Consider the following 24,052-nt stretch of genomic DNA (forward strand, 5'->3'; position numbering starts at 1 on the left):
AGATCAACCCACCCGATAGTTCGGGCTTTCGCGGGTAATCTGTACATCATGCACGTGGCTTTCTTTCAGCCCTGCCCCCGATATCTTGACAAATTTGCACTTGGTGCGCATGTCTTCAATGGTTGCACTGCCTGTGTAGCCCATAGCCGCGCGCAGACCACCGATCATCTGGTGGATCACAGTTCCAGCTGGACCTTTATAGGGAACCTGACCTTCAATCCCTTCGGGAACCAGCTTTTCAGCCGAAACCTCCTTCTGGAAATACCGGTCCGCAGAGCCCCGCGCCATGGCGCCAACCGACCCCATCCCACGGAAGGATTTATAGCTGCGGCCTTGGTACAAGATCACCTCGCCCGGTGCCTCATCCGTGCCGCCCAGCATGGAACCGACCATGGCACAGGATGCCCCCGCCGCAATCGCCTTGGCAAAATCACCCGAGAATTTGATCCCGCCATCCGCAATAACCGGCGTGCCGGTTTTTGCCCCTTCCGTGGCGCAATCGTCGATGGCAGTCAGCTGGGGAACCCCGACACCCGCCACAATACGCGTGGTGCAGATCGACCCGGGGCCAATGCCAACCTTTACAGCATCCGCACCAGCACCAATCAAAGCGCGGGTTGCCTCGGCGGTAGCCACATTGCCAGCAACCACTTGGATGTCACTGTTATAGGCTTTGATCCGCGAAACGGCTTCAGAGACGCTGATGGAATGGCCGTGGGCCGTGTCGATGACCAAAAGGTCCACGCCTGCCTCGATCAATTGAACCGAGCGTTCATAGCCCGCATCCCCAACAGTAGACGCAGCCCCAACGCGCAGACGACCACGGCCGTCTTTACAGGCTTGCGGGTTCAGCACTGCCTGTTCAAGGTCTTTGATGGTTAATAGACCTGACAGCTTGTTATCACCGTCCACCACCAGCAGCTTTTCGATGCGACGGGCGTGCATCATCGACTTGGCCTCTGCCAGACTGGCAGGTTCGCGCAGGATCGCCAGATTGTCGCCAGTCATCATAGTATGGACAGGTGTGTCATCCGCACTGGCAAAGCGCATGTCTCGGTTGGTGACGATCCCCAACACGCGGCCTTTTTCGTCCACTACAGGAAATCCCGTGACACGATAGCGTTCTTGCAGCGCTTTGGCATCGCCCAAAGTCTGGTCAGGGCGCAGGGTAATCGGGTTGTAAACGATCCCGCTTTCAAAGCGCTTTACACGGCGCACCTGTTTTTGCTGTTCATCCAGCGTCAGGTTGCGGTGTAAAATCCCGATACCACCGGCCTGTGCCATGGCAATCGCCATACGGGCCTCGGTCACTGTATCCATTGCTGAACTCAGCAACGGAATGTTCAAAGGGATGGTTTTAGTCACAAACGTCCTTGTGTCTGCCGTGGCTGGCAAGACATCTGATGCCCCAGGCACCAAAAGTACGTCATCAAAAGTGAGGGCCTCACGAATCTCCATTGCATGCTCCTGCTGGAATACCGCTGTTGGCACGTCCCTATCTCATGGGTTTAACAAAAAGAAAAGGCCCGAACCGCGATTTCTGTTTACGCGCCCTGCGGCATTAAGGATACTCGGCCCCATGCTTATGAAAAAACTCCTCCGTTTCGCCCTTCTTGCCGCTGTAATCGGCTTTGGTATTTTCTGGTGGATCACCACCCCGAAAGTCTGGGAGGACGCGGCTTTGGCCGATCTGACTGGCGATCCCGACAAAGGCGCCTTGGTCTTTGCGGCAGCTGGCTGCGCGTCCTGTCATTCAGCCAAAGGGGCCGAAGGCGAAGCGAAACTGGCACTTGTGGGCGGGCGGGAATTTGCATCAGACTTTGGGACATTCTACGCGCCTAATATTTCGCAGAGTGTTGAATTCGGCATCGGCGGCTGGTCGTTCAGCGATCTGGCCAATGCGGTTACCTTCGGAACCGCGCCCGATGGGAAGCACTATTATCCGGCCTTCCCCTATACCACCTATCAGAACATGAGCGCTGCGGACCTGGCGGATTTATATGCCTATCTGAAAACCCTGCCTGCAGTGGACACGCCAAGCCAGCCCCATGACGTGGGCTTCCCCTTCAACATCCGCCGCTCCCTTGGCGGGTGGAAATTCCTGTTTGCAGGCAAAGGCTGGGCCTTACAGGGTGATCTGACGCCCGAAGAGACCCGAGGCCGTTACCTAGTAGAAGCCATGGGCCACTGCGCCGAATGCCACACCCCGCGCAATGCAATCGGAGGCTTGCAACGGGACCAATGGCTGGCAGGCGGCCCGAACCCAGACGGCAAAGGCCGTATTCCCAACATCACCCCCCATGCAGACGGCATCGGGGGCTGGGCTGTGGTGGATATTGTGACCTATCTGAATTCCGGCTTCACACCAGAATATGACGTGGCAGGCGGGCAGATGGCAGATGTGGTGGAAAACACAAAACAACTGCCGCCCGAAGACCTGAACGCCATTGCGGCCTATCTGAAACGGATCGCCCCTGTGGAAAGCGCAGAATAAGCGTCCCGCGCGCATAAATTAAAGCGTTTCGCGTTTCACATTACGTAAAACACGAAACGCTTTAAGTTCTAAAGAAGCAGATGGCGGGGGCTTTAAGCCAGCCCCAGCGCCTTGTTGCGCGAGGCCCGAAGCCGTGCGAAATCATCGCCTGCGTGATAGCTGGAACGTGTGAGCGGCGTGGCCGAAACCATCAGGAACCCTTTGCCAAACGCCGCTTTTTCATAGGTGGCGAATTCGTCAGGGGTGACAAACCGATCCAGTGCGTGGTGCTTGGGGGTGGGCTGTAGATACTGCCCGATGGTCATGAAATCAATGTCAGCGGCGCGCATGTCATCCATCACTTGCATAACGGACTGTTTGTCTTCGCCAAGGCCAACCATGATGCCCGATTTGGTGAACATGGACGGGTCCAGTTCTTTGACCCGCTGTAACAACCGCAGCGAGTGGAAATAGCGCGCGCCGGGTCGGACCTCTGGATACAAGCCCGGTACGGTTTCAAGATTGTGGTTGAACACATCCGGGCGCGCTTCGACCACAACTTCGAGCGCCGAGGCGTCGCAGCGGATAAAGTCTGGCGTCAGGATTTCAATGGTGGTTGAAGGCGATTGTTTGCGCACCGCGCGAATGGTCTGCGCAAAATGTTCCGCCCCGCCATCAGCCACATCATCACGGTCTACCGAGGTGATCACCACATGGTTCAGCCCCAGCTTTTTCACCGCAGCCGCAACACGGCCCGGTTCAAACACATCAAGGTCTTCGGGTGGTTTGCCCGTCGCGATATTACAGAAGGTACAGGCGCGGGTACAGACCTCGCCCATGATCATCATGGTGGCATGGCCTTGGGACCAACATTCCCCCACGTTCGGACAGCCCGCTTCCTCGCAGACCGTTACCAGCTTGTTTTCCCGCATAATATTGCGCGTTTCAAAATAGCCCTTGGACGTGGGCGCCTTTACCCTGATCCAATCAGGTTTCTTCGGCTGGACATTATCCGGCCGTTTTGCTTTTTCGGGATGCCGTTGAGACGGAATTTTCAGATCGCGCATGATACGTTTCCTTGGTTGCCCCTTTATCCCCATAATAGCTTGTTTTTGCAACAGGAGCAGTCAGGAAATCGCATGGCGGGTATGCGGGATAGAATAATGATCAAAATGGCATGAAAGCCCAGCGTTCAATAAATTTCGCGACAAGTCCGGACACGCGTCATGTGTTTAACAACACCTTCCAAACCTGAGATATCCACACCGATTTCCTCTGGTCGGCGGTCCTCACAAACACGTATACTGTCCCGATCAATATCTATTTCACCGTTGAAGATTGGTTCCCCCAATCTTTTAGGCGCTGGCTTCTCCCAAATCAGTTTTTCATCAACAGTGAGCCGAAAACCAGTCCGTTCACACTGACCGCAAGCGCCAGTATCTGTTCGCTTTCGATAGTCTTGCGTTTCAAAAACCACTTTCTTGCCCTGTATCATGCAGGTTGCAGGTTTTTTATGAAACAACTGTAATTTCATTGGCCCATCAAGAGAATCCGAATTCCGATGAAACTGCCCACCCCCTAATTCTGTCCAGAATACCCGGATAAAGAAATGTTTTTTATAATATTCGCGATCTTTCAAGTCGTAACAATGGGTCAGAACGACCGACCCCCACTGATCTGCATAGGTTGGTACATTCGAAAATACATGAAGAATCATACTTAACAACAATGCCTTGCCACGAAACAGCATGAATTTTCCTTTTATTCTTTGGGATCGGTTCAACGAAATCTGGAACCTATCACAAAACTAGACAAGGCCCCACGATCTAATACGCTAATACAATCTTCAAACAAAAAAAGGGCAGAACCAACCGGCCCTGCCCCCTTTTTCTTCAGCCGTGACAGGTCACGGCGTCACAATCACTTTACGTCGAAACGATCGGCGTCCATCACTTTGACCCATGCTTTGACGAAGCTGGCAACAAAGGCCTCGGTTGCGTCGCTGCTGGCGTAGACTTCGGCCAAGGCGCGCAGTTGAGAGTTGGAGCCGAAGACCAGATCGGCCCGTGTGCCGGTCCATTTCACTTCACCAGTCGCCCGATCACAGCCTTCATAGACGCCCGCCGTATCGGTGGCTTTCCACTCAGTCGCCATGTCCAGCAGGTTCACAAAGAAATCAGTGGTCAGCGACCCTTTGCGATTGGTGAACACACCGTGCTGGGATTGATCCGTGTTGGCGTCCAGTACCCGCAGGCCGCCCACTAGAACGGTCATTTCCGGCCCTGTCAGGGTCAAAAGCTGCGCGCGGTCCACCAGCAGTTCTTCGGCAGACACCGAATACTGTTTCTTTTCGTAGTTGCGGAAACCGTCAACCACTGGCTCTAGCACATCAAAGGATTCCACGTCGGTTTGCTCTAGTGACGCATCCGTGCGGCCCGGTGTGAACGGTACTTCGACGATCTGCCCTGCGTTTTGTGCAGCCAGTTCAACAGCAGCGCTGCCGCCCAGTACGATCAAATCCGCCAAAGACACTTTCTTGCCGCCAGTTTGCGCCCCATTAAACGCAGCTTGCACGTCCTCTAGAACACCCAGAACTTTGGCCAGTTGTGCAGGCTGGTTCACCGCCCAATCTTTTTGCGGCGCCAAACGAATGCGCGCGCCATTGGCACCGCCCCGTTTGTCAGAGCCGCGGAACGTAGAGGCCGAGGCCCAAGCGGTTGCAACCAATTCACTGATTGACAGACCAGAGGCAAGAATTTTGCCTTTCAGATCAGCAATGTCACTGGCGTTGATCAGTTCGTGATCCACAGCAGGTACAGGATCCTGCCAGATCAGCACTTCTGACGGCACTTCAGCGCCCAGATACAGATCGCGCGGCCCCATATCGCGGTGGGTCAGTTTAAACCAGGCGCGGGCAAAGGCATCGGCGAATTCTGCCGGATTCTGGTGGAAACGGCGGGCGATGGGTTCATAGATCGGGTCCATCCGCAACGCCATATCGGCAGTTGTCATCATCAGTTTGACAGGCGTGTCAGATCCGTCCACTTGGGGCGCGTGGTCTTTGACAGGCAGGTCAATCGCCTGCCAGATATGCGCACCTGCGGGGCTTTTGGTCAGTTCCCATTCATAGCCGAACAGCACGTCGAAAAAGCCAGTATCCCATTTGGTCGGGTTCGGGGTCCACGGGCCTTCGATGCCGCTGCCGATGGTATCAACGCCTTTACCGCTGCGGAATTTGCTTTTCCAACCAAGGCCTTGTTCCTCAATGCTGGCGCCTTCTGGTTCGGGGCCGACATTTGCAGCATCGCCCGCACCGTGGGCTTTACCGAAAGTGTGCCCGCCTGCAACAAGCGCGACGGTTTCTTCGTCGTTCATCGCCATACGGCCAAATGTGTCACGAATATCAAAGCCCGATGCAACCGGATCGGGGTTGCCGTCTGGCCCTTCAGGGTTCACATAAATCAGACCCATTTGCACAGCGGCCAAAGGATCTTCCAGCTCGCGCTCGCCGCTGTAGCGTTTGTCGCCACCCAGCCATTCGGTTTCAGTGCCCCAGTAGATGTCCTCTTCTGGTTCCCAAACGTCAGCCCGACCGCCAGCAAAGCCAAAGGTTTTAAAGCCCATGGATTCCAGTGCGCAGTTGCCTGTCAGGATCATCAAATCGGCCCAGGAAATCTGTTTGCCGTATTTCTGTTTAATCGGCCACAACAGGCGGCGGGCTTTGTCCAGGGACACGTTGTCAGGCCAGCTGTTCAACGGCGCAAACCGCTGCGTGCCCGAAGTTGCCCCGCCACGGCCATCGCCCATGCGGTAGGTGCCGGCACTGTGCCACGCCATCCGGATGAAAAACGGGCCGTAATGGCCGTAATCCGCTGGCCACCAGTCCTGAGAATCCGTCATCAGCGCGAACAGGTCTTGCTTCAGCGCAGCCAAATCCAGTTTTTTGAACTCTTCTGCATAATCAAAGGCCTCGCCCATCGGGTCAGAAGCAGGGGCATTCTGATGCAAAATCCGCAGGTTCAGAAGGTTAGGCCACCAAGCCCCGTTTCCTGTGCCTTTGCTTTTTGCATTGGTCGCGCCATGCACGACAGGGCATTTGCCCTCACTGTTCACGTCAAAAGCATCCATGATATCTCTCCGTTATGCTGTGTGTTTGGTGTGTTAGGTGTGTCAGTCGATACGAAAAACCAATGGCGGGCGTTCAAAGAGTCGCACCGCAGCAGGATTTCGAATAGAAAATTAAAAGGTCAGGGGCGTCTGTTTACCGCAGGTTTTCTTGGCTTTGATGTCAGTCTTATATGACATTGGCGACTCCCCGTCTTTGCTCCACATCATGTAGCAAATCCATACCAGAAGTTTAAGTTGGATTTTTCGATAATTTTCATAACTTAAGACTATCGAAAATCTACTGCTTTCCCCGGTTGTCTTATGGTGGAAACGCAACTGCCGCGTTTGGGGAGTCCAAACGCGGCAGTGAAGAATACAATCAGAATGGTGCGGGTAAACTAGAAATGAATCGCTGCGCCATAAGCGTCAAGCACGGATTCATGCATCATTTCAGATAGGGTTGGATGGGGGAAAACCGTTTCCATCAAATCCTGCTCGGTGGTTTCCAACTGACGCCCGATCACATAACCTTGAATCAGCTCGGTCACTTCCGCACCGATCATATGAGCGCCTAACAATTCACCTGTTTTCGCATCAAAAACGGTTTTCACCAGCCCCTCGGGTTCACCCAAAGCGATGGCCTTGCCGTTGCCAATAAAGGGGAAACGCCCCACTTTGATGTCATATCCTGCTTCCTTGGCTTTGGCCTCGGTCAGGCCCACACTGGCCACTTGCGGGTGGCAATAGGTGCAGCCTGCGATGCTTTCGGGTTTCACCGGGTGGGCATGTTTGCCCGCCACCAGATCGGCAACCATAACGCCTTCATGGCTTGCTTTATGGGCCAACCACGGCGCACCTGCGATATCGCCAATGGCAAAAACGCCCTCAACACCCGTGCGGCAGAATTCATCGGTAATCACATGGCTGCGGTCCAGTTTGATGCCCGCCTCTTCCAGACCCAAGCCCTCAACGTTGCCCACAATCCCCACGGCGGAAATCACTGTGTCGAACTCCATCTTTTCGACTTTGCCCTTCACTTCGATATGGGCGGTGACCTTGCCCTTGGCGCGGTCCAGTTTTTTGACCGTGGATTTCTCCATGATGGTCATGCCCTGCTTTTCAAACTGCTTCTTCGCGTGTTTTGAAATTTCCGCGTCTTCGACTGGCAGTACACGGTCCATGACCTCAACCACGGTGGTATCCGCGCCAAGCGTGTTAAAGAAACTGGCGAATTCTATGCCGATGGCACCCGATCCGATCACCAGCAGCTTTTTCGGCATGTGGGGTGGGTTTAGCGCGTGGCGATAGGTCCAGACCTGTTCGCCGTCAGCTTCAAGCCCGGGCAGCTCCCGCGCCCGCGCGCCAGTGGCCACAATGATGGATTTGCCAGACAGGGTCTGTTCGCCATCATTGTTTTTCACCACAACCTTGCCCTTGCCGGCCAGTTTAGCAGCGCCCATCACAACCGTGACCTTGTTCTTTTTCAGCAGATGCCCCACACCGCCAGACAGCTGTTTCGCCACCCCGCGAGACCGTTTGACAACCGCATCCAGATCATAGCCGATGCCCTCGGCTTTCAGACCAAATTCCTTGGCGCGGTGCATCAAGTGGAATACTTCAGACGAGCGCAGCAAGGCCTTGGTCGGGATACATCCCCAGTTCAGGCAAATACCGCCCAAATGTTCGCGTTCCACCACGGCCACTTTCAGCCCGTTTTGCGCCCCACGAATAGCGCATACATAGCCGCCAGGGCCTGCGCCTATCACAATCATATCAAACTGGGTGTCGGCCATTCTCATCCTCGCAAGATTGGTTCAAGGTTAAACTATCTTGAAATAAGGATGCTACATTTTCTCGGCAGTCGCAAGAGTGCTGCGCGGATAACAGCGCAGCACTGTCCTGAATTCCGCTGGTCAGGCTGCTTTTTGCACGTCTTTCGTCATGCGTTGATAGCCGCCGTCTTCCAGAAACTCTACCTCTGCTGGGGTAGAGTGACGCCCCAAAGCATTGTTACGATAAGGAAAACGTCCGAATTTACGGATCACCGCGCGGTGAACTTTGGCATGCAGCAGGTTGGTGCTGCCCTTGGCGGTCATGCGCTTGGCCATAAAACGCACACAGCGTTCTTGATGGGTCAGGCATTCGGAATGCATGAACGGCAGGTAAAAGAATTGTCGCTGGGGTTCATCCGTGCGCAGATCATAGCCTTCATCAATCGCATGGGACGCAACCTTGCGCGCTTTGTCATCCGTGGCAAAAGCGTTTGGATCTTCGCGGAACATATTGCGCGGGAACTGGTCCAGCAGGATCAACAGTGCAAGGCATTTTTCAGGGCACGCCCCCCAACTGTCATACTGGCCAGCTTTGGCCGCATCCCAGTCTTCCATAAACCTGTCACGGATTTTTTGATCCAGTTCCTCAGTCCCTTGATACCATCCGGCAGGTCCGACTTCGTCGATCCAGAACTTGATAATTGTCTGCGCTTTGTCCATGTTATCCTCCGACAAAGGGCCCGCAAGGGTCTCTTTTGTTACAGCCTTGTTACTTCGACCGGATGCGTCAACCATTTTTTTACTATTTTACAAACTGTTAACGCTATCGTTGCCCTCTTCCCCCTCTAAAGCCATCTCAATTGCCACTTCTTGGGCAACTTCAAAGGCTACAGGCGAAGCTGTACCGAACACAGGGGCATAGCTGTTGGTGTCATCCACATCCGGTGATTTCCGCTGGAAGGTCCGATAGATCGCATAAACCGCCATGGCCAGCATCAGCGCCCCGATATAGAGGAAAAAGCTGTCAGGGCCGAGTTCTGACATCATCCACCCCACTAAAAGCGGTCCGGTAATCGCCCCGATTCCGTTAATGAAAATCAAACCGCCACTGGCCGCTGCCATGTCGTCCAGTTCCAGAAAGTCGTTGGTATAGGCCAGCAACAGCGAATAGAGCGGATTAGCCACGCCCCCGATGATAAAGCTACAGATCAACAAAGTGGTGATGCTGCTGGCAAAAGCAAAGGCCACCAGCGTCGCCGCCGAGCCAATCAGGGTCACACCGATAATCAACAAACGGCGGTCCATTCGGTCTGACATCCAACCAATCGGGAATTGCATCAACATGCCCCCCACATAGATCATGCCGACAAAAATCGAGATTTCACCAACCGTCATGCCCTTTTCAGTGCCATAAACCGCTGTCATGCCAAACAGGGCCGCAAAAACCGCGCCCAGCAAAAACGTCCCCACGATCCCCAAAGGCGAGGCCTTGTACAGCCGTCGCAGGCTCATGGGTTTCGTCGTCTGAAACACAGGGGCCGGGCTGACCGACAACAGGATCGGCGCAAAAGATACAGAAACCGCCACGGAAATAATGATAAACAAGATGAACCCGCCCACATCGGCGAAGTTCAACAACCACTGCGCGGCCACAATCCCCATCATCTGCACGATCAGATAGGCCGACAGCGCCTGACCGCGGGTCTCATTCGTGGCGGCGTCATTCAGCCAGCTTTCCGCAACAACATACACGCCCGAAAAACAAAAGCCGACGATCACCCGCAGCGCGAACCAAGCATATTCATTTGGCAGCGCGGCATAAAGAATCAAAGCCGCCGAGATCATCGAAGCAAGCGCTGCAAACACCCGCACATGGCCCACGCGGCGAATCATATAGGGCGCCATTTGCGAGCCGCCCAAGAAACCGACAAAATAGCCCGACATGATCAAAGACATCGCGCCGGGTGTAAAACCCTCTAACGCGCCGCGAATCCCCAACAACGTGCCTTGCACGCCGTTGCCCAGCATCAGCAGGAACATCCCCAGCAGCAACGCCCAAGAGTTCTTAAATACTACAATCATGTCTTAGCCTATCCGGTCCGAATTCAATCAGCCTTATGAGATTCGTCCCCCCCCTTACAAGCCAAACACGACACCTATGCGCAGCTTACCGCCGCCGCGGCAAAAGAAGCGAGCTGTCACCATAGGAAAAGAAACGGTATTTTTCGTTAATCGCATGGGCATAAATGGATTTTATGGTGTCCGTGCCCATCAAGGCGCTGACCAGCATCATCAGGGTGGATTTGGGCAGGTGGAAATTGGTGATTAACCCGTCCGTGACGGCAAAGTCAAAGCCGGGTTTGATGAAAATATCGGTCTCGCCGACCCAAGGCGCAATCCGCCCTGTGGCGCGCGCCGCAGTTTCAATCAATCGCAGCGCCGTTGTGCCCACTGGAATAACCCGCCCGCCTGCCGCTTTGGTTGCTGCAATTTCATCAGCGGCTTGGGCATCCACGCGGCCCCATTCCGCGTGCATTTTATGGTCCGATACATCATCCGTTTTCACGGGCAGAAACGTGCCCGCGCCCACATGCAGGGTGACTTTGGAAAACTGTACCCCAGTGGCCGCCAGTGCATCCAGCACGCTTTGATCGAAATGCAACGAGGCTGTAGGTGCTGCAACAGCCCCCGCATTTTCAGCGAAAACCGTCTGGTAATCCGCTACATCCTGCGCATCCGCTGCCCGTTTAGCCGCGATATAGGGCGGCAAGGGCATCGCCCCCAAAGCCGCAAGCTGTGCATCGAAATCCGCACCTGATTGTGAAAACCGCAGCCGAATACCATCAGCGCTTTTATCCAGAACCTTTGCTGACAGGTCTGGGGAAAAGACAATCTCCTCCCCCACGCGGACCCGCCGCCCTGGTTTGGCAAGGGCCAGCCAGTCGCCCTGCCCGTCCAGCGACAGTAATGTCACCTCAACCGCAGCAAAGGTTTCACCCTGATCAGACACCCGACGGCGTTTACCGGTCAGGCGCGCGGGAATAACCTTGGTGTCATTTAACACCAGCCGGTCGCCAGCACGCAGGAAATTCGGCAGGTCGTAAAAATGATGATCCGACAGCGCCCCTTCTTGCGCCAATAGCAATCGAGAAGACGGGCGCGGTTTGGCCGGACGCAAGGCAATCAGGCTTTCGGGCAGATCAAAATCAAAATCAGACAGTTTCATGGGCCTGCCCTTGCCCAAACCCGCGCGTAAGTGCAACCGATTTCCGCGCCCCGTCTATCCACGTTCCATGTCACTGGGTTGGTGGTGCGGGTGGCTTGGTGCGGAAAATTTCACGAAAGGCCCCAGGTGTCAGGATGGACAAGGGATTTACCGAAACTTTGGGCGTTGCCGCAGGCCCCTGCATTTTATAGGTAAAACTGAACATACCCTCGCCCTTGCGCCGCCCCATCAGCGGGCCGAAAATCCGCTCAAACAGCCCGTTAACCGCATAAAGCGGCGTCACCACGCCTTCAAAATTCACCGATTTTCGCGCCGAATCGTACCACCCGTCCAACGTCATCCCCATTGACGGGCCAACCGCGCTGATTTTTTCCAGTTTGACCCCGTTTTGGCGCAGCTTGAACTGCCCCTCAACCGTTGAAAAATGAATGCCTTCGCCTTCAAGTTGCTGCAACAACCCGACCACGGAAATCGCGTTCAGCAGCCCCGCCATCGCCGAAGCATCCCGCAACCGCGTGCGTTTCACATCTATTATGCCGTCGTAGTTTCCCTCTCCGGAACGGGGGGTCAGCACCAGCCGCAAATCCCCGCCACGGGCGTTTTTCAACAGCCCCGCCGAGGCCAAGACGCCCCCTGCATCCTTACTGGTCAGTTGCAACGCGGTACCGAATTGCTGGGGGAACAATTGCCCGTCCACCCGCGTGCCCCCATTGATCCGCCCCACGAATGTACCGTTCAACCCTTTGGCTGTGTTCAGCTTTCCAGAAAAATCCGTCAATGACAGCTCATCCGTGATCCGCACCCGATTCAGCGCCATTTTGATGGTGGAATTCCCGCCAGACCCGCCGCCACCCTCAGTGTCATCCAGATAACGCAGATCGGCGGATCCACCGCTGACCGAAATGGTAGAGCCGCCATTGCCTGTGGGGGTCAGCACTGCCGATGTATCCAGCCATTTCCCCACTGAAACAGACGAAAACCGCGCCCGTTGCAAGCCGCCTGTGGCGTTCAGATCAAGTGTGCCTTCTGCATCCAGTCCTGGCGCATTGAATGACAGTTTATCCACCTGCGGCGCATCCCCCAACGACCCGACAATCAACAAGTGCCCTTTGGACCCCACCGCTTTGTCCCATCCAAGTGCTGGTATCCGCATCCGCGCGCCCTCTAGGGTGGATGACAGCGAGAACGCCGGTGCTTCGCCTTTGCGCAGGGTCACATCCATAACCCCCGGCGTTTTGCCCGTGACAGCCCCATCGGGCAGAACAATCCCGAAGTGGCGCAGGTTTTCGTCTGAAAGATCAAACCGTGCTACAACACGGCTTTCTTTTGCAGCCGCAGGTCCAAAGCTCTGGCTCCAACTGGCGTTGATTGGCACTTGATCCAAAAACGCATCCCCCGAAAGGGTCACGCCCGCTTCTGTCACCTGTGCGATCATCTTGTTCGAGGTCAGAACGCGGTCTTTAATCAGCGTTTCCGATTTCACATTCAGCAATTGCGCCGTCAGATCCATCTTTACGTCACTGTTATCTGCTTCTTTGGTTAACGGCAGCTTGAACGTACCACTGACAACCGCAGCCCCCTGCGCCACATTCTCTTTCAAGCCAACTTTATCTAGAAAGCGAAATTTTTTAACGTTCAACAGGCCCAAAGCCGCCCCAACGCCGCCTTTGGCATGGAGCGTAATTTCACCGGGCGAAGGTCTGGCGGTGATGTCAGGAATAAACAGGCTCGACCCAGCAACATCCACCCGCGTTTGATCTGGTGCCACCACATATCCAGCATTCATGTCGATGCGGATATCCTTTTGCGTCAGATAACCAAACCCTTCCCCCTCTTGCAGGCGGGGAACCGTTTTGACAAAGCGGAAATTCGCGTCTTTGATGCCAAAATTAAACGCATATTCATATTTCCCCAGAACCGAACGCATGCCCCCGACAAACCGTACAAACCGCCCCTCAGACACGTTTTCGTTGATCCATGTGCGGGTTTTTTCCACAACTGGCTTAGGCCAAAGCTGTTTCAGTCGGGCCAGATCAATTTTATCCACGTCGACATCATAACTGTTGACCCAATGGGTTTCGCCCGCAACAGAACGGCCTTTCACCTTGAACGTGGTGTTTTGATCAAACACCGTTAGGCGCCCAACTTCGATCGTTAGGGGATCAAACGAAATCCGCGCGTCAAGGGCGGCCTCTCGCAGTTCAATATCCTGATCAAACAGATCGGGGCGCTGGATTTTAATGTCAGACAGCCGCAACTGCCCTGACAGCGCATCCACCTGCCCCCCGTCACTGCGGTGCATTTCGGCAAATCCTGTGGCCTGCAGGGCACCGGAACTGGTTTCCACATCCACCTGCGTCAGGTTCAGTGCATCCGATTTCGGATCATATTCAAAATAGACTTTCGCCTGACTAAAGGTGATCGGCTGACTGTCTGGTGTTTTTGCCAGCGCCCCTTCAGACAATTCCAGTACACCGTGCAAATTGCCCAATGTACCATCCCCGGATAGGGTTGCCCGCACAGATCCCGATAGTGTGGTTTCCAGATTTCGCAGCCAGTCAAACGCTTGGAAAATATCCGCAATTTCCGACGGCGTCGCCTGTGAGAACTGAAACGATACTGTCGCCTCTTCGGAACCGATGGTATATTCGCCGTTCAGCAACATCGTGGCACTGACCGCATCGGGCCGCCCCCGATCGCTGAGCGCCAATTCGGCCCGACCCGTCAGGCGGCTACCGTCCCGCATGACCGCCAGTTTTGAGTTTTCAAGCACCCAAGTCCGCCCCGATGCGCGATCCAGATAGGTGACCTTTGTATCCGTCAGCTCAATCTTGCTTAACCCGACAAGACCTTTTTCCGTATCCAGTTTATCAAGCAACCCCAGCACATCCAGCCCGCCCGCAAGCCCTGATCCGTCACCAAACAATGTGATGGTTCCATCCTTTGCCCGTTCCAGCGAGAGTTCAGAGCCAACTATAGCAATTTCTTCGGGGGCAACGCGCCCTTGGATCAGGGACAGCAGGGAAAAACTGGTGCGCAATTCAGGAACTGCCAGAAGCTCTTTGCCGGTCTCATCGGAAATCACCACACCGCTCAGCCGGATGTTATTGCCCACACCACCCGCACCGGACAACAAGGCCACACCGCCGATTTTCACTGTCTGATCAACCATCTGCGCGTTCAGGCGGGTTTCAACAAAGGCGCGCATCTGGGGAATATCCAGCGGACCACGGTGCAACAGCACGCTCACCACGCCCACAACAAGCACCGTCAGAACGATGCCCGCCATCAGCGCAGCCATACAAGCCACCAAACAATGTTTAATCCAGATCAAGGCCTCTCCGCTCGTCTATCTTAGGAAGACTTCAGTCAGGGGGATGAAATCCACACTTGATATCTGCGTCCCCGCTCTATTTACGTGACCCAGTCGCTGATACCAGCGCCAGTTTAACAAGTTTTTAAACCTAGGGGGTATAAATGCCTGATATCGGTGAAAAAGCGCCGAGTTTTACGCTGCCACGGGATGGCGGTGGAACGGTGTCGCTGTCTGACTACGCTGGAAAGGCGGTTGTTCTGTATTTTTACCCGCGTGATGACACACCTGGCTGCACCAAGGAAAGCATCGGGTTTACCGAATCTGCCGCTCTTTTCGACGCCGCAGGCGCTGTGGTGGTTGGCGTATCTAAAGACAGCGTGAAAAGTCACGATAAATTCGTGGCAAAACATAATCTTGGCATCGTTTTGGCATCGGACGAAAATGAAACCCTGTGCGAAGATATGGGCGTTTGGGTGGAAAAGAACATGTATGGTAAGAAATACATGGGGATTGAGCGGGCTACGTTTCTGATCGACGGCGCGGGTGTGATCCAGCAGATTTGGCGCAAGGTTAAGGTACCGGGCCATGTGGATGCGGTTCTGGACGCGGTCAAAGCTTTATGAACCGTCCTACACTTACCGAACTGGCCTGCGATGTGTTGAACACAGCGGACGGTCGGGAAAAAACCGCCAAAAGCCATGCCGCCGCTGCCTTGTGGTTTGAATCCAAAGAGGCAGGCACGCCACTTGAAATTGGCAACAGCCAACCGCCCGATTTCCCTGCGCGCCCCGAACATCCTGAACTGCTGCCGCCCAACAAAGTGCCGCGGCGCAAATTAGGATCGGTTGAGGGACGCAACACGCTGATCCACGCCATTGCCCATATTGAATTAAACGCAGTGGACCTGCATTGGGACATTATCGCACGGTTTTCCCATATTAAAATGCCCCAAGGCTATTTTGATGATTGGGTAAAAGCCGCCGATGAAGAAAGTAAACATTTCAACTTGTTATGCGACCGCCTTGAAGCACTTGACAGCTACTACGGCGCCTTTGCCGCCCATGCGGGCATGTGGCGCGCCGCCGAACAGACCGCGCAGGATTTCATGGGCCGTCTGGCCATTGTGCCCATGGTGCTTGAGGCCCGTGGCCTTGATGTGACCCCCGGCATGATCCAACAGTTCAAATCCGCAAAAGATGCCGACACAGTCGCTGCCCTTGAAATCATTTACGCCGAAGAAGTCGGCCATGTGGCCTTTGGGTCCAAGTGGTTTCACTTTCTTTGTGGCCGCCATAATATTGATCCCAAAGAGGATTTCCACCGTCTGGTGCGTCAATATTTCCCAGGCGGTCTAAAGCCTCCGTTTAACGATGAAAAACGGGCCGAAGCGGGTATTCCACTGGATTTTTATTGGCCTATGGCAACAGATTAGCCTGCAATTGGCGGAAACCTGCGGAGCGGGCAAGAAATTCTTGCCTGCATCCAAAGGGTTTTGTAAACCGTGGGAGTATTCTGAAACAAACCGAGAAACGGTCCCAGTTTAGGGTGCCAGAATACTGAGGCAGAGGGAAAATTCATGAACGGACCGTTTGCAAAGCTGAACGCGCTGTTGTCACGCCATGTGCCGGAACAACGCATCTACATGCGCACAGAGCGCACAACCCGTTACTTTCGGGCCACGCCGTTGTTTCAAACGACAATCGGCGCAGTAATCACTGTGGGCGTTTGCTGGACAGTTATCGCCAGTTCCACCCTTATGATTGACCGGATCAGCGCGCGATCCGACAAAACCCAAGCCGTGGTGATGCAACGTGCTTATGAAGCACGATTGAACGAATTAAGTGGCGAGCGGGACACCCGCGCAATCGAAGCCCAAACCGCGCAAGACAGATTTTACATCGCTCTTGAACAGATTTCCCTGCAACAAAGCGACCTGCTACAAGCCGAAGAAGAACGCCGCGAACTGGCGACCGGCCTGAAAATTATGCAGAAAAAACTGCAAGTTGCCGTGAAAGAACGGGACGAAGCGCAGAAACAATCCGACAGCGTGATGGCCGAAATGCAGGCGGTGACAGGCAGTCTGAGCACCAAACTGGGCGGCGCTAAAGACACCGAAGAAACCCTGACAACCATGACCCGCGCCCTGCAAGCCACGGTGCAGCAACGGGATGATCTGGAAACCACAGCCGAAGAACTTTACGGGCAGATGTCCGAAATGTCGCTGGCCCAGCAGCTTAAAGAACAACAAACCGCCCGTATTTTTGCCAAACTGGAACAGGCGGTAGACGTGACGCTTGGCCCGCTTGAAAAGGCGCTTGGCAATGCGGGCATTAACACAGACAGCATTTTGGACGAAATGCGCCGCACCCATTCGGGCACTGGCGGGCCACTGACCGCGCTGTCGATTTCCACCAAAGGCGATGCGGCGAACCAATTGTCCCGCAAAACACTGGATTTGTTTGACCGCCTTGATCGGGTTGGTCTGGCAAAACTGGCGGTCAGCAAACTGCCGCTGGCCTTCCCGATTGACGGCGGCTACCGCAACACCTCGGGGTTCGGCTATCGCCGCGACCCCAAAACAGGTGGCCGGCGGATGCACAAAGGCAATGATCTTGCCGGTGCGCGCGGCACTGCGATCTTGGCCACAGGTGACGGAGTTGTTACCTTTGCGGGCCGTCAAAGTGGCTATGGTCGTTTGATCAAAATCCGCCACATTCGGGGTTTTGAAACTTATTACGCGCATTTGAGCCAAATTCGTGTGAAGCTCGGTCAAAGAGTCTCGCGCGGAGAGCGAATTGGTGATATGGGCAACACGGGCCGGTCCACCGGCGTGCATCTTCACTATGAGGTGCGCATAAATGGTACTGCAGTTAACCCCTCTAAATATATGAAGGCAGCTAGAAATGTTTTCTAAAAGCAAAATCAGTGAAACCAACAAGCCAGGCCCTGCCGCGGATGCAAACAAACCATCCGGTGCCGCGCCAGCCACCCCACCGTCAAAACCAATGGCACCGCCCTCTGCTGCGCCTGCGACACCGCCAAAAGCCAAACCACCGGCATCGGCCCTGTCTTCCGACCTGACGATCACAGGCAATCTGCAAACCACCGGTGACATTCAGATCGAAGGCAAAATCAAAGGTGACATTCGCGCTCATTTGCTGACTGTCGGCGAAGGCGCAATTGTCGAAGGCGAAATCATGGCCGACGATGTTGTGGTCAATGGCCGCGTGATCGGCCGTGTGCGCGGGCTGAAAGTGCGTTTGACGTCCTCGGCACGGGTTGAGGGTGACATCATCCACAAAACCATCGCAATCGAAAGCGGTGCGCATTTTGAAGGCTCTGTCCAACGTCAAGAAGACCCGCTGAATTCAGGTGGCGCCAGCGCCGTGAAAACGCCTGCGGCTGGCGGCACAACAACCACCAGCTAATTCTTTGGCAAAAGAACCTAAAAAAGGCCCGGTTAACATCCGGGCCTTTTTTGGTTTTACAGGGGATTAGGACGTGCGGCCTATTGGGTCTCTTGTTCAAGATAGGCTAGTAAGTCATCTATTTCGCTATCTTTTCTAAGACCGGCGAACAGCATCTTTGTGCCGGGAATCAAATCTTTGGGCTTTCTAAGGTATTGCGCCAACAGATCATGGGTCCAGACCAGATTGGACTGTTCCATCGCATCTGAATATTGATAGCCATCGACCTGCCCTGACGGGCGACCGATGATGCCGGCCAGTGAAGGGCCAACACCGTTTTTCCCCGCTTCCAGCTTGTGGCAAGCCTTACATTTATTAAACACCCGCTTGCCTTTGCTGGCATCCCCTGACGTCGAAGCATCAGCCGCCTTCACAGGCGCGATAGCTGGCGCCGCTGCGCTGGAGTCCGCATTAAAAATAAACCGCGCCGTAATAGGTGCGGTACGGGTGATGCCTGAAAGCTCTGCCAGCCCCATCAGCTTGGTGATCCCGTCATCAATGCCCAAATCCTCGGAGGATACAAAAACCATACTGTCCGTGCTGACTAATACCCGCGTGTCGGTGATGCGCAGCACAAACAGGTCTGCCTCAACGGGGATATCCCGCCCCAGAATCGACAAAGTTATTGCGCTGTCCACAACCCCTGCCCCGCCCACCGGCAAAGACTTCAGGCCCGCCATATCAATCTGCGCTTTCAACGTGCCCGTGGTCTGCCCGCCAAACACAAAGTCGCGCATCCGCTCGTTTCGTATATCCACATCCGTTTGCACGGACGACAGATCAATTTCCACCTGCACCGCGCCGGTTTCACTGACACTGCCACTGATCCGTTCAAACCGGTGGACCTCTCCGATTTTGTTTTTCTTGATCGACCCGAAGGCCAATTTCGAATTTACCCCATCCAAAACCCAGCTTTGCGCCGAACTAAATCCCGCACTGCCCGTCACCGTCAAAGCCGTTAAAATCGCACCGAATACCCGCAGCATTTAAATAGTTCCTTTCAAGAGACCCCTTAAATGAGACGTCTATTATCATTTTGGCCCGAAAAAGGCCCGAAATAAATCTCGGAAAATCTTCCCAGACCTTTGCCCCCTTTACCATGCGACCCTTTGGCGGCAGTCTGATTGCGAAACAAAGCAGAGGTGCTTGCCGTGACGAAAGCCAAGAAACCCACCGACTTGCGCTCGCAGGTTTGGTTCAACAATCCCGATGATCTGGAAATGAGCGCCCTCTATATGGAGCGGTATCTGAACTATGGTCTGACCCGCGAGGAACTGGGCGCGGGCAAGCCGATCATCGGAATCGCCCAAACCGGCAGCGATCTAAGCCCCTGCAACCGGCACCATATTGAACTGTCAAAACGGGTGCGTGACGGGGTGACGGCTGCGGGCGGCACCGTGATTGAAATTCCGGTGCATCCCATTCAGGAATCAGGCAAACGGCCCACAGCCATGCTGGACCGCAATCTGGCCTATCTGTCGCTGGTGGAAACCCTGTTTGGCTATCCCATCGACGGTGTGGTTCTGAACATCGGCTGTGATAAAACCACGCCTGCTTTGTTAATGGCCGCGGCCACTGTGAACATTCCCGCCATCGCTTTATCCGTCGGCCCGATGCTGAACGGCTGGTTTAAGGGACAGCGCACAGGGTCTGGAACCATCGTCTGGAAAGCCCGTGAACTGCATGCCAAAGGCGAAATCACCCTAGAGGAAATGGCAGAACTTGTGTCGTCATCTGCGCCTTCTGTGGGTTATTGCAACACTATGGGCACCGCCAGCACGATGAACGCCATGGCCGAGGTTTTGGGCATGCAACTGCCAGGTTCTGCAACCATTCCAGCACCTTACCGAGAGCGGGGCCAGATGGCCTATCAAACCGGTCGGCGCATTGTGGATATGGTTTGGGAAGATATGAAGCCGTCAGATATCATGACCCGCGAAAGTTTTGAAAACGCAATTGTGGTGAATTCTGCCATTGGTGGATCTACCAATGCGCCGATCCACCTGAACGCCATCGCCCGCCATTTGGGGGTCGAACTGGAAAATCAGGATTGGCAGGATGTGGGCCAAAAGGTTCCGCTGATGGTTAACATGCAGCCCGCAGGGGACTATCTGTCCGAAGATTATCACCGCGCAGGCGGCGTGCCCGCTGTCATCGGCGATCTGATGCGCAATACCCTGTTGCCCCATCCGAATGCCATTACCGTGAACGGCAAAACCATCGGTGAAAATTGTGCGGCGGCGCAAATCGAAAACACCGATGTGATTTCCCCCGCCAGTACCCCGATCCTAAAGGACGCGGGTTTCTTGAACATGACGGGCAATCTGTTTGACAGCGCGATTATGAAAGTCTCGGTCATTTCAGATGAATTTCGCAACCGCTACCTAAGCAATCCCGACGATATGAATGCAATGGAAGGCATTGCTGTCGTGTTTGACGGATCGGAAATCTATAACGCCACCATTGACGACCCTGCCCTTGGGATCACTGAAAAATCCATCCTTGTGATGCGGTGCACGGGGCCGATCGGCTATCCTGGCGGGGCCGAAGTGGTGAATATGCGCGCGCCGGATTATCTTTTGAAAACTGGTTTGAGTGCGCTGCCATGTATCGGGGATGGGCGGCAATCGGGTACATCCGGTTCGCCTTCGATCCTCAATGCCTCTCCCGAGGCGGCAGCGGGGGGCAATCTGGCGATCCTGCAAAGCGGGGATCGCCTGCGCATTGATCTAAACACGGCAACCGTAACCCTGATGATTCCAGAGACCGAAATCGCAGAGCGCCGCGCCGCGTTAGAGGCTGCGGGCGGCTTTGCCTACCCCGCCAGCCAATCGCCGTGGCAGCAGTATTTCAGGGAAATGGTCGAGCCGTTTTCAAAAGGCATGACCCTGCGGGACGCGCCGAACTATCAGAAGATTGCGCAGAAAAGCTTTCCACGGAACAATCACTAAACCACGGCAATCGCTTAGGTGGTTGCCAGCAACATAGGGCTGGGGCGCGCGGTTTGCGTGCCCCGTGCCTTCAACTCGGCAACGATGTCACTGGCTTTGATAAAGCCGCTCTGCTCGGGTGTTGCGACAGGGGTTTCAGCCAACCGCTCCATCGCTGTGCGCCGTGCGGCTGCTGGGCGCGCAGTCCGCGGTGCGGGTGTGGTCGCAGGAACAGCGCGACGTACCAGCGGGCGGATCAGCCGTGTGAAAAGCACCAACATCAAAGTATTGGTCGCCAGAGTCAGAGCAAAAATCAGGCCGAGTACGACTGCGATTTCAGACAGAACCGCCGAATTATGGGCCAATTGTGCCGAAGCAACAGCGGCATATTCCATTGGTGATGCACTGGCAGCGGTCGTGGCCAGATAGTTGGAATATAACTCCCCCAGACCTAGCAGAATCAGGCAAGTCACAGTCAGCGGCATCAACTGGATGGAAATATGCAGGCTGCGAGCCGACAGAGAAGCGCGGGTTTCAGACCGCGCCAGACGGTTCGCCACACAGATCACAGAGAACACAATAGAAAGCGGCAGGCTCAGCTTCAGGATCATCATAAAGTCCGGCCCAAAGACCGCCAGTGACAGACCGAAAATACCGATATTCGCGCCGATCAATTCGCGGCGAAAGAATTCTGAAAAATCTTGCGAAATTTTTGGGCGGTGCAATTCAGAAACAACCTGTTCAGCCTTTGCCTGCTGGCGCAGGTGACAGTTCACAGCCAACCGAAACACGATTTTCGAGGCCGAGGCAAGCAGCAGAACTGCCGCCAGAATACCACAAACGCCCGTCACCAAAGTATCAACCTGTGCGGATTGTGCCAGTCCGGAAAATGTATCAATCGACGCAAACAGATGACCACTTAGCAATTGCAGTGCCGCTTCCCCCGCCAAAGTGACCCCCACAAACACAAACGCCAGTGCCCAGCCTTGGTTTGACGTGATCTCCTGCGTCTCGCTTCGGGCATAAATCGCGGCAACCGGCAGTTGGGCTGCCACAATTAAAGCCAGAGAGACTAGAAAGCGGTCAATCACAATGCCGAAGTTTTCAAAAACAAGGAAGGTCAGCAAGTAAGACGCAGCCAGCACAATAAGAACCAATGCCGATTGGGTAACGACATAGGAATAAAATGGCCGGTTGAGCGTATCGCGAAACATGACGAGTCCTTTGGGTTTGAGCAGGGTTTGCCCGGGTTTTACAGCGTAGTTTTACTGGGTGGCGTATCTGCAACTTTTAACTACTCGCTTTTGATACTTTCCAATTTAGACCAAAAAAGGTCACAAATCGGGCAAAGCTGTAATTACCTGCTTCTTAAAAACTTCAATTTCACTCAATTTTTACGATATTCGGGGTCAAAAAAGGCAAAAACCGCTGAAAACCGCGCGGGGCCCGTTTTGCAGGCAATCCTCTACCGATGTTTGGAAAATGGCGGAGAGACAGGGATTCGAACCCTGGGAGGCTCTCACCTCAACGGTTTTCAAGACCGCCGCATTCGACCACTCTGCCACCTCTCCGCTTTTCGGGTGCCTGCATGTCGCTTGCTGGGGTTTCGTAAATGCGCGCGCAACAAACTGCAAGCCTCTTTTTCACTCGGCAACAGGCTGCTGCTTTATGTGCCATGCTGGATTAACAGGCTTCCAAAACCACAGGGTTTATGGTTAGGGTAGCCCCAAACCCGCGAAACAGTGGGATTAGGCAGAGCAAAAATCGAAACTTTAGAGATGGAACCGACGTCAGATCGGCAAAACTCAGAGCTACGATACAGGAGACAGGCGTGATGGCGAACGGTAAAGTTTTTTCTTATAGCGGTAAATTGGCATTGGTCCTGCTGGCCAGTGTGGCCCTTGCGGGCTGTGAAGACGGAAAGTTTGAAGGCCTGAATCTGGGCATGGGTAAAAAATCCGCCGACGCAGAAACCGCCGAGGCAACACCTGGATCAGGCAAGCCGATCAAACTGGTAGAACGGGACGTTGAAGCCCCTGAAGTTTTTGAAAAAAACGAAAACGCCCTTTGGGATGGCCGCCCGTCACTGGGCGGTGTCTGGATCGCTCACCCCGACAGCAAACAGCCAGAGCGGGTGATCATCCGCAACGAAAGCAATGACAAATTTGTGATCGGCGCCCTGTTCCGCCGTGAACGCGATAACCCCGGCCCCAGCTTGCAATTGTCGTCAGACGCGGCTGTGGCCCTTGGGGTGCAGGCGGGCAGCCCGACCAAGCTGCGCGTCACTGCCCTGCGCCGTGAAACCGTGAACGAAAACGAAGAAGCCCCCGTCGCAGCCAACATCACCGAAGATGTAGCAGCCGTACCACTGGACGCACCTGCCGAGGATGATATTGCCGCTAAGGCATTGGCATCTGTGAAAAAAGCGGAATCCAAGCCTAAACCAAAACCCGCCCCTGCTGCGGCCCCAGCGCCGAAAGCAACCAAAGGTGCGAAATATGCGCAAATTGGTTTCTTCAGCGTTGAGTCCAATGCCAAGGCCAATGTGGCGCAATTGAAAAAGAACGGTGTTCCTGCGAAAATCGTGAAATCCACAACCAATGGCAAAGAGTTTTGGCGGGTTCTGGCGGGGCCGGCAAGTTCATCCAGTGAACAGCGCCAGCTGTTGAACATGGTGAAAGGGCAAGGGTTCGCCGATGCCTACCTTGTGTCAGGTTGACGGCATCGCTTTTGGGTGACAGCTTTGGGCTTTAACATACTC

At 54.6% G+C, this 24,052-nt stretch carries 18 protein-coding genes and 1 tRNA gene; 7 read left to right on the forward strand and 12 right to left on the reverse strand.

Translation table 11 applies throughout. The features are described 5' to 3' along the window. Nucleotides 1-3: 3 nt before the first annotated feature. A complete protein-coding gene (gene guaB / locus GGE09_RS12450) occupies nucleotides 4-1,458 on the reverse strand; it encodes an IMP dehydrogenase (protein ID WP_309746460.1) in 1,455 nt (484 codons plus the stop codon). Nucleotides 1,459-1,585: 127 nt separating this feature from the next. On the opposite strand from guaB, the gene GGE09_RS12455 reads away from it, so the two are divergent. After that, nucleotides 1,586-2,494 carry a cytochrome c gene (locus tag GGE09_RS12455; RefSeq protein ID WP_309746461.1) on the forward strand — a complete coding sequence of 303 codons (909 nt, stop codon included), beginning with the start codon at nucleotides 1,586-1,588 and terminating at the stop codon, nucleotides 2,492-2,494. A gap of 92 nt (nucleotides 2,495-2,586) precedes the next feature. Here the strand turns inward: GGE09_RS12455 and lipA are convergent, their stop codons facing one another. The 8 genes from lipA to GGE09_RS12495 form a co-directional block, all read right to left on the reverse strand. After that, complete coding sequence (gene lipA / locus GGE09_RS12460) at nucleotides 2,587-3,540, reverse strand: lipoyl synthase (RefSeq protein WP_309746462.1); 954 nt, start codon at nucleotides 3,538-3,540, stop codon at nucleotides 2,587-2,589. 125 nt (nucleotides 3,541-3,665) lie between these two features. Beyond that, nucleotides 3,666-4,223, reverse strand: coding sequence for a hypothetical protein (locus tag GGE09_RS12465; protein WP_309746463.1), 558 nt, complete (start codon nucleotides 4,221-4,223; stop codon nucleotides 3,666-3,668). A 170-nt stretch (nucleotides 4,224-4,393) separates the two neighbouring features. After that, nucleotides 4,394-6,601, reverse strand: a complete 2,208-nt coding sequence (gene katG / locus GGE09_RS12470) for a catalase/peroxidase HPI (protein ID WP_309746464.1) — start codon at nucleotides 6,599-6,601, stop codon at nucleotides 4,394-4,396. Between the two features lie 377 nt (nucleotides 6,602-6,978). Beyond that, entirely contained in the window at nucleotides 6,979-8,373 is a 1,395-nt protein-coding gene (gene lpdA / locus GGE09_RS12475; RefSeq protein ID WP_309746465.1) for a dihydrolipoyl dehydrogenase, read from the reverse strand. Between the two features lie 120 nt (nucleotides 8,374-8,493). Further along, the gene (locus GGE09_RS12480; protein WP_309746466.1) at nucleotides 8,494-9,072 is read right to left on the reverse strand and encodes a DUF924 family protein; all 579 of its coding nucleotides are present in this window, start codon (nucleotides 9,070-9,072) and stop codon (nucleotides 8,494-8,496) included. Between the two features lie 87 nt (nucleotides 9,073-9,159). Further along, nucleotides 9,160-10,434 (reverse strand): MFS transporter, encoded by a 1,275-nt coding sequence (locus GGE09_RS12485; protein WP_309746467.1) that lies wholly within the window; start codon nucleotides 10,432-10,434, stop codon nucleotides 9,160-9,162. Between the two features lie 85 nt (nucleotides 10,435-10,519). Further along, complete coding sequence (queA, locus tag GGE09_RS12490; protein WP_309746468.1) at nucleotides 10,520-11,578, reverse strand: tRNA preQ1(34) S-adenosylmethionine ribosyltransferase-isomerase QueA; 1,059 nt, start codon at nucleotides 11,576-11,578, stop codon at nucleotides 10,520-10,522. A 70-nt stretch (nucleotides 11,579-11,648) separates the two neighbouring features. Then, nucleotides 11,649-14,879, reverse strand: a complete 3,231-nt coding sequence (locus GGE09_RS12495) for an AsmA-like C-terminal region-containing protein (protein WP_309746469.1) — start codon at nucleotides 14,877-14,879, stop codon at nucleotides 11,649-11,651. A 176-nt stretch (nucleotides 14,880-15,055) separates the two neighbouring features. Between GGE09_RS12495 and bcp the strand changes: the two genes are divergently transcribed. From bcp to GGE09_RS12515, 4 genes are all read left to right on the forward strand, one after another. Then, nucleotides 15,056-15,517, forward strand: coding sequence for a thioredoxin-dependent thiol peroxidase (gene bcp, locus GGE09_RS12500; protein WP_309746470.1), 462 nt, complete (start codon nucleotides 15,056-15,058; stop codon nucleotides 15,515-15,517). Further along, a complete protein-coding gene (locus tag GGE09_RS12505; RefSeq protein WP_309746471.1) occupies nucleotides 15,514-16,326 on the forward strand; it encodes a ferritin-like domain-containing protein in 813 nt (270 codons plus the stop codon). Before bcp ends, GGE09_RS12505 begins: the two co-directional genes overlap by 4 nt. 144 nt (nucleotides 16,327-16,470) lie before the next feature. Continuing rightward, nucleotides 16,471-17,808, forward strand: coding sequence for a DUF5930 domain-containing protein (locus tag GGE09_RS12510; RefSeq protein WP_309746472.1), 1,338 nt, complete (start codon nucleotides 16,471-16,473; stop codon nucleotides 17,806-17,808). Continuing rightward, entirely contained in the window at nucleotides 17,798-18,322 is a 525-nt protein-coding gene (locus tag GGE09_RS12515) for a polymer-forming cytoskeletal protein (protein WP_309746473.1), read from the forward strand. The genes GGE09_RS12510 and GGE09_RS12515 overlap by 11 nt, the downstream gene beginning before the upstream one ends. 80 nt (nucleotides 18,323-18,402) lie before the next feature. Here the strand turns inward: GGE09_RS12515 and GGE09_RS12520 are convergent, their stop codons facing one another. Next, nucleotides 18,403-19,347, reverse strand: coding sequence for a c-type cytochrome (locus GGE09_RS12520; protein WP_309746474.1), 945 nt, complete (start codon nucleotides 19,345-19,347; stop codon nucleotides 18,403-18,405). A 165-nt stretch (nucleotides 19,348-19,512) separates the two neighbouring features. Here GGE09_RS12520 and GGE09_RS12525 point away from each other — a divergent pair, with 165 nt between their 5' ends. Next, entirely contained in the window at nucleotides 19,513-21,312 is a 1,800-nt protein-coding gene (locus tag GGE09_RS12525) for an IlvD/Edd family dehydratase (protein ID WP_309746475.1), read from the forward strand. A gap of 14 nt (nucleotides 21,313-21,326) precedes the next feature. On the opposite strand, the gene GGE09_RS12530 is transcribed toward GGE09_RS12525, so the two are convergent. After that, the gene (locus tag GGE09_RS12530; protein WP_309746476.1) at nucleotides 21,327-22,505 is read right to left on the reverse strand and encodes a hypothetical protein; all 1,179 of its coding nucleotides are present in this window, start codon (nucleotides 22,503-22,505) and stop codon (nucleotides 21,327-21,329) included. Nucleotides 22,506-22,774: 269 nt separating this feature from the next. After that, a tRNA-Ser gene (locus GGE09_RS12535) sits at nucleotides 22,775-22,862 on the reverse strand. Nucleotides 22,863-23,125: 263 nt separating this feature from the next. Between GGE09_RS12535 and GGE09_RS12540 the strand changes: the two genes are divergently transcribed. Then, on the forward strand, nucleotides 23,126-24,010 hold the full coding sequence (locus GGE09_RS12540; RefSeq protein ID WP_309746477.1) for an SPOR domain-containing protein: 885 nt from the start codon (nucleotides 23,126-23,128) through the stop codon (nucleotides 24,008-24,010). Nucleotides 24,011-24,052: the final 42 nt, after the last annotated feature.

The organism is Roseobacter sp. N2S, from assembly GCF_031454055.1.
Taxonomy (GTDB): domain Bacteria; phylum Pseudomonadota; class Alphaproteobacteria; order Rhodobacterales; family Rhodobacteraceae; genus Amylibacter.

Coding starts and splice junctions, on each gene's coding strand:
- guaB (WP_309746460.1), bottom strand. CDS start 1,458: ATGGAGATTCGTGAGGCCCTCACTTTTGATGACGTACTTTTGGTGCCT.
- GGE09_RS12455 (WP_309746461.1), top strand. CDS start 1,586: ATGAAAAAACTCCTCCGTTTCGCCCTTCTTGCCGCTGTAATCGGCTTT.
- lipA (WP_309746462.1), bottom strand. CDS start 3,540: ATGCGCGATCTGAAAATTCCGTCTCAACGGCATCCCGAAAAAGCAAAA.
- GGE09_RS12465 (WP_309746463.1), bottom strand. CDS start 4,223: ATGCTGTTTCGTGGCAAGGCATTGTTGTTAAGTATGATTCTTCATGTA.
- katG (WP_309746464.1), bottom strand. CDS start 6,601: ATGGATGCTTTTGACGTGAACAGTGAGGGCAAATGCCCTGTCGTGCAT.
- lpdA (WP_309746465.1), bottom strand. CDS start 8,373: ATGGCCGACACCCAGTTTGATATGATTGTGATAGGCGCAGGCCCTGGC.
- GGE09_RS12480 (WP_309746466.1), bottom strand. CDS start 9,072: ATGGACAAAGCGCAGACAATTATCAAGTTCTGGATCGACGAAGTCGGA.
- GGE09_RS12485 (WP_309746467.1), bottom strand. CDS start 10,434: ATGATTGTAGTATTTAAGAACTCTTGGGCGTTGCTGCTGGGGATGTTC.
- queA (WP_309746468.1), bottom strand. CDS start 11,578: ATGAAACTGTCTGATTTTGATTTTGATCTGCCCGAAAGCCTGATTGCC.
- GGE09_RS12495 (WP_309746469.1), bottom strand. CDS start 14,879: ATGGCTGCGCTGATGGCGGGCATCGTTCTGACGGTGCTTGTTGTGGGC.
- bcp (WP_309746470.1), top strand. CDS start 15,056: ATGCCTGATATCGGTGAAAAAGCGCCGAGTTTTACGCTGCCACGGGAT.
- GGE09_RS12505 (WP_309746471.1), top strand. CDS start 15,514: ATGAACCGTCCTACACTTACCGAACTGGCCTGCGATGTGTTGAACACA.
- GGE09_RS12510 (WP_309746472.1), top strand. CDS start 16,471: ATGAACGGACCGTTTGCAAAGCTGAACGCGCTGTTGTCACGCCATGTG.
- GGE09_RS12515 (WP_309746473.1), top strand. CDS start 17,798: ATGTTTTCTAAAAGCAAAATCAGTGAAACCAACAAGCCAGGCCCTGCC.
- GGE09_RS12520 (WP_309746474.1), bottom strand. CDS start 19,347: ATGCTGCGGGTATTCGGTGCGATTTTAACGGCTTTGACGGTGACGGGC.
- GGE09_RS12530 (WP_309746476.1), bottom strand. CDS start 22,505: ATGTTTCGCGATACGCTCAACCGGCCATTTTATTCCTATGTCGTTACC.
- GGE09_RS12540 (WP_309746477.1), top strand. CDS start 23,126: ATGGCGAACGGTAAAGTTTTTTCTTATAGCGGTAAATTGGCATTGGTC.